This is a genomic window from Acidiphilium sp. (assembly GCF_049977125.1).
Taxonomy (GTDB): domain Bacteria; phylum Pseudomonadota; class Alphaproteobacteria; order Acetobacterales; family Acetobacteraceae; genus Acidiphilium.
Genome location: NZ_JBMFGY010000041.1, coordinates 22029 through 26860, shown reverse-complemented (window position 1 = coordinate 26860; position 4832 = coordinate 22029). Strand labels below are relative to the sequence as shown.

3 protein-coding genes, 1 pseudogene and 1 riboswitch are annotated in these 4832 nt (G+C 65.8%); all 4 genes and pseudogenes read left to right on the top strand.

Annotated elements, in window-relative coordinates; all coding sequences use genetic code 11:
* The first annotated feature begins 609 nt into the window (after nt 1-609).
* Nucleotides 610-720, top strand: a riboswitch (guanidine-I (ykkC/yxkD leader).
* An 82-nt stretch (nt 721-802) separates the two neighbouring features.
* Nucleotides 803-2338, top strand: a complete 1536-nt coding sequence (locus ACP5E6_RS08665) for an amino acid permease (protein WP_427953831.1) — start codon at nt 803-805, stop codon at nt 2336-2338.
* A complete protein-coding gene (locus ACP5E6_RS08660) occupies nt 2338-3108 on the top strand; it encodes a DUF1989 domain-containing protein (RefSeq protein WP_427953830.1) in 771 nt (256 codons plus the stop codon). Before ACP5E6_RS08665 ends, ACP5E6_RS08660 begins: the two co-directional genes overlap by 1 nt.
* Before the next feature lie 8 nt (nt 3109-3116).
* A complete protein-coding gene (locus tag ACP5E6_RS08655; RefSeq protein ID WP_427953829.1) occupies nt 3117-3749 on the top strand; it encodes an urea amidolyase associated protein UAAP2 in 633 nt (210 codons plus the stop codon).
* 4 nt (nt 3750-3753) lie between these two features.
* A pseudogene (locus ACP5E6_RS08650) lies at nt 3754-4832 on the top strand (biotin carboxylase N-terminal domain-containing protein); the annotation flags it as partial.

Below are 4832 nucleotides of genomic sequence, written 5' to 3'. Positions count from 1 at the left end.
GCTCGAAAAAACATAGAGCTAGAGCGTTAAGCTGAAAGCATAACGCTCTAGTCCGCATTTCCCACGTGTTCATCTGCTGGTGGGACTGGCGCGCCGGTGGCTGAGTTCGGTGTCGTTCGCGCCCAATGTGCGGGTGCAATCGGTGTAACCCGACCGAGCGCGCCCTGCACCGGGACCATGGCGAAGCAGGGGCGCCGGCCGCTGCATATCGCCTGAGCGCCGACCCTGAGCAGCCTGCAGAGCAGGATAAAAGCCATCGCAACTTACCAGAAGTGCGACTGGTTGGGCGTCAGGTGGTAGCCGCGATACTAGCGGCAAACAGGTCGAGCGGACATGTCTTGATGCGGCTTTCCAACTCGTCGCGCGATCAGTAGCGCGGGCTCGGCAGATTGCCTCGTTGAGATGCTGACGCGCGACACAGAAAACGTTGCCGAATCCCATTGATAAACCGATCTGATTGATCGAAAAATAGTCAATATGAACATAAACTAGACAGTGAATCGATCGAAAATTATTCATTTTTGATTTTTTGGCTGATTTTCACATCAAAAATAGTCGAAGATACCGAAGCTTCTCTCCCTCTGCTCAGCGTGGCATGGAACTTGCTGCTTTAAAACGGGCTAGGGTTCCGGCTGAAATACAATTTCGGTGCTGGTCCGAGAGCTTCAACCATCAGGGAGACATCCTGACGGTACACGGCGGGACAAAAGCCCGGGAGAGCGTTTTCATGCGGGGGTCGCATGCGCTGTCCGATTCCGATCCTCGCTTCACATCGATGACCGATCTGAAGGAGGCCACGCCCATGAGCGATACCCCGATCAACCACCCCGACCCCACCGAAGGACTTCGCGACCTCGGCTACATCCAGGAACTCCGGCGCGAACTCGGCCCCTTCGCCTCCTTCGCATCCGGCTTCTCATTCGTCTCGATCCTGACCACCGTGTTCGAATTGTTCGCCTTCGGCTTCGGTCTCGGCGGTCCGGCGTTCTTCTGGACCTGGCCGATCGTCTTCATCGGCCAGTTCTGCGTCGCCCTGGTGTTCGCCGAACTTTCGGTCCGCTTCCCGGTCTCCGGCGCGATCTACCAATGGTCCCGCCGGGTCTCGACCGACCCGCTCGGCTGGTTCGCCGGCTGGTTCATGCTGATCGGCTACATCGTCAGCGTCTCGGCCATCGCCATCGCGATGCAGGCCGCCCTGCCAGGCGTCTGGTCCGGCTTTCAGATCGTCGGCGGCAACGCCTCGCCCACGAGCCCGACCGGCGCGCTCAACGCCATCGTGCTCGGCTCGATCGTGATCCTGATCTGCGGCTTCATCAGCGCCTTCGGCATCAAGCGGCTCGCGACCCTCACCATCATCGGCGTCTCGACCGAGATTTTCGGCGTCTGCCTGCTCATCATCATCCTGTTCACCCACACCGTGCGCGGCCCCGGCGTGATCATGACGACCGGCGGCGTCGAAGGTCACGGCTCCTACATCTGGCCGTTTCTGGCCTCGATGCTGATGGCCACCTACGTCATGTACGGCTTCGATTCCGCGGCCGAACTCTCCGAGGAAACCCGCGATCCGCGCCGCACCGCACCCTCGGCGATCACCCGCTGCATGCTCGTCTCGGCGGTCGGCGGCGGATTGGTCCTGCTCGGCACGCTGATGGCCTCGCCCAGCCTCGGCGCCGATCTGGCCAACAACGGCATCGCCTATGTCCTCACCGCGCAGGCCGGCAACGTGCTCGGGCGGATCATGCTCGCCATCGTCAGTGTGTCGATCTTCTCGGCCGCACTCGCGATCCAGGCTTCGGCGGCACGCGTGATGTTCAGCATGGCGCGCGATGGCCGCCTGCCGTTCTCGCGCGCGCTGTCCACCGTGTCGAGCCGCACCGGCACCCCGCTGCTGCCGAGCGTCGTGGTCGGCGTCACCGCCATCGGCATCCTCCTGCTCAGCCTCGGGTCGGCCAGCGTGTTCGGCGACATCACCAGCGTTGCGGTCGTCATCGTCTATCTGGCGTATCTTCTGGTGACCCTGCCGCTGCTGATCCAGCGCCTGCGCGGTCATCCGGTCTATTCCAAACCCCCGCTCGCCGGGCATTTCACCCTCGGCAGATGGGGCCTGCCGGTCAATCTGGTCGCCGTCGTGTTCGGTGCGGTGCTGATGATCGATGTCGGCTGGCCGCGCGCCGAAATCTATAACGCCGGCAACGGCCCCTGGCCGATGACCTGGTTCGCCCCCCTGTTCATCCTCGGCGCCACGATCGTCGGGGCCATCGCCTATCCGCTGATGCGCCGCCAGGCCGCCTCGAAAGCGGTCATCGCCCCGACCGCTCTGGGCCAGGACGCGGCATGATGCTCGACCTCGACCGCCTGACACCCGATGAATACCGCGCGCGCTATCTCGACCTCCAGTCCCGCGCCCGCGCCCTCGCCGGTGCATCCGGCCCGACCGACCCGCCGGTGATCCCGCCCGTTGACGTCATCGCGACCGAAACCATCCCGCCCGGCGCCTATGCCACCCTCCGGGCGCGACGGGGCGAGGCGCTGCACATCGTCAACCAGGCCGGCACGCCGGGGGCCAGCCTCATGTTATGGAACGCCGACGATCCCTCGGAGCGCTTCAACGCCGGCGATACGCTCAAACTGCAATGGACCACCCGCCTCAGCAGCGGCCGCGTCCTGTTCTCGGACATGGGGCGCATCCTCGCCGCCATCATCGCCGACAGCGGCGCCGGCCACGATGCAGTTCTCGGCCCTTCAACGCCCTCTGGCGGTGCTGCACGCAACGGGCGCGACAATCTGCGCAACGCCGCCGGCAAATTCGGCCTCGGCCGGCGCGATCTCGCCACCAGCCTCACCCTGTTCGCCGATCTCGCGGTGGACGCCGACGGCACGATGCGCCTGCGCACCCCCCCGCCGCCCGGCAGTTTCGTCACCCTGCGCGCCGAGATGAACCTGCTGATCGCCCTGTCCAACACCCCCCATCCTTTGGCCGGTGCGGAGGCCACCGGCCCGATCGTCGTAACCCGCCACCGCACCGCACCCGATGCCGCGGCGTTCTGCCGCGCGTTCAGCGACGAAGCGCGGCGCGGCTTCGAGAACAACGATTCCTATTTCGCCTGAGGACCACCATGCTGACCACGCGATCCAACGCCCTGCTCGATGTCACCGTGCCGGCCCGCGCCCCGTTCTCGACGGTGCTGGAACCCGGCCAGACCCTGCGGATCATCGACCTCGAAAGCCAGCAGGCGGTCGATGCGCTGTTCTACAACGCCGATGATCACACCGAACGCTATTCCGCGCAGGACACGCTGCTCGCCCAGGCCCGCGCCGGCGGCCGCTACGACCTGACCACCGGTGCGGTCCTGCGCTCGAACGAAGCCCGCCCGATGGCGACGATCATCGGCGACACCTGCGGCTTTCACGATACCAGCGCGGGTGCCTGCTCCTGCGAATCCAACACCGTCCGCTTCGGCCACGAAACCCGCTACATGCACGCCTGCCGCGAGAACTTCCTGACCGAACTGGCAAAATACGGCATGGACAAGCGCGACATCGTGGCCAACGTCAATTTCTTCATGAACGTGCCGATCCGCCCGAACGGTGAATTGACCGTGGATGACGGGGTCTCCGAACCCGGCGGCTATGTCGATCTGCGCGCCGAAATGCGCCTGTTGGTGGTGCTGTCCAACTGCCCGCAGGTCAACAACCCCTGCAACGGCTTCCGCCCGACGCCGATCCGCTGCGTCGTGTGGGACCGCTAGGCAAGTGTTCACCCGCGTCCTGATCGCCAACCGCGGCGAGGTGCTCGGCCGGATCTGCCGCACCCTCGCGCGGATGAACATCGCCGCCGTCGCGGTCTATGCCGAGGCCGATCGTTTCGCCCCGCCGGTGCTCGCAGCCGACCACGCCGAGCCGATCGGCGCCTCCCCGGCCAGTGCCAGCTATCTGAACATCGAGGCGATCATCGCCGCCTGCCATCGCAGCGGCGCCGATGCCGTGCATCCCGGCTACGGCTTCCTCGCCGAGCGCGCGGATTTCGCCGAGGCGCTCGCCGCCGCCAACATCAAATTCATCGGCCCGAACCCCAGCCATCTGCGCGATTTCGGCCTCAAACACACCGCCCGCGCCCTCGCCGCCGCCGCCGGCGTGCCGCTCCTGCCAGGCTCCGGCGTGCTCACCGGGCGGGACGACGCACTGGCCCAGGCCGCCCGCATCACCTACCCGGTCATGCTCAAGAGCAGTGCGGGCGGCGGCGGCATCGGCATGGCGATCTGCCGCGATCCCGCCGAACTCGCCGCCCGCTACGACGCGATCGCCCACCTCGCCCGCGCCAATTTCGGCGATCCCGCCCTGTTCCTCGAAAAATACGTCGAACACGCCCGCCACGTCGAAGTCCAGATCTTCGGCGACGGTGCCGGGTCCATCCTCACCCTCGGCGCACGCGACTGCTCCCTGCAGCGGCGCAACCAGAAAATCATCGAAGAATCCCCGCCACCCCGCATCGAACCCGCCACCATCGCCGCGATGGAAGATGCCGCGCGCGCCCTCGCCGCCAGCGTCGACTACGCCTCCGCCGGCACGGTCGAATTCGTCTACGACCAGACCACCGGCGATTTCCATTTCCTCGAGGTCAACACCCGCCTGCAGGTCGAGCACGGCGTCACCGAGGCGATATACGGCATCGATCTGGTCGAATGGATGATCCGCCAGGCCGCCGGCGGCTTCACCCTGCCGCGCGTCCACCCCGCCGGCCACGCGATCGAGGCCCGCCTCTACGCCGAAGACGCGGCCCATGATTTCACCCCCGCCACCGGCCGGATCACCTCGGTCAACTTCCCCGGCGC

Coding starts and splice junctions, on each gene's coding strand:
- ACP5E6_RS08665 (WP_427953831.1), top strand. CDS start 803: ATGAGCGATACCCCGATCAACCACCCCGACCCCACCGAAGGACTTCGC.
- ACP5E6_RS08660 (WP_427953830.1), top strand. CDS start 2,338: ATGCTCGACCTCGACCGCCTGACACCCGATGAATACCGCGCGCGCTAT.
- ACP5E6_RS08655 (WP_427953829.1), top strand. CDS start 3,117: ATGCTGACCACGCGATCCAACGCCCTGCTCGATGTCACCGTGCCGGCC.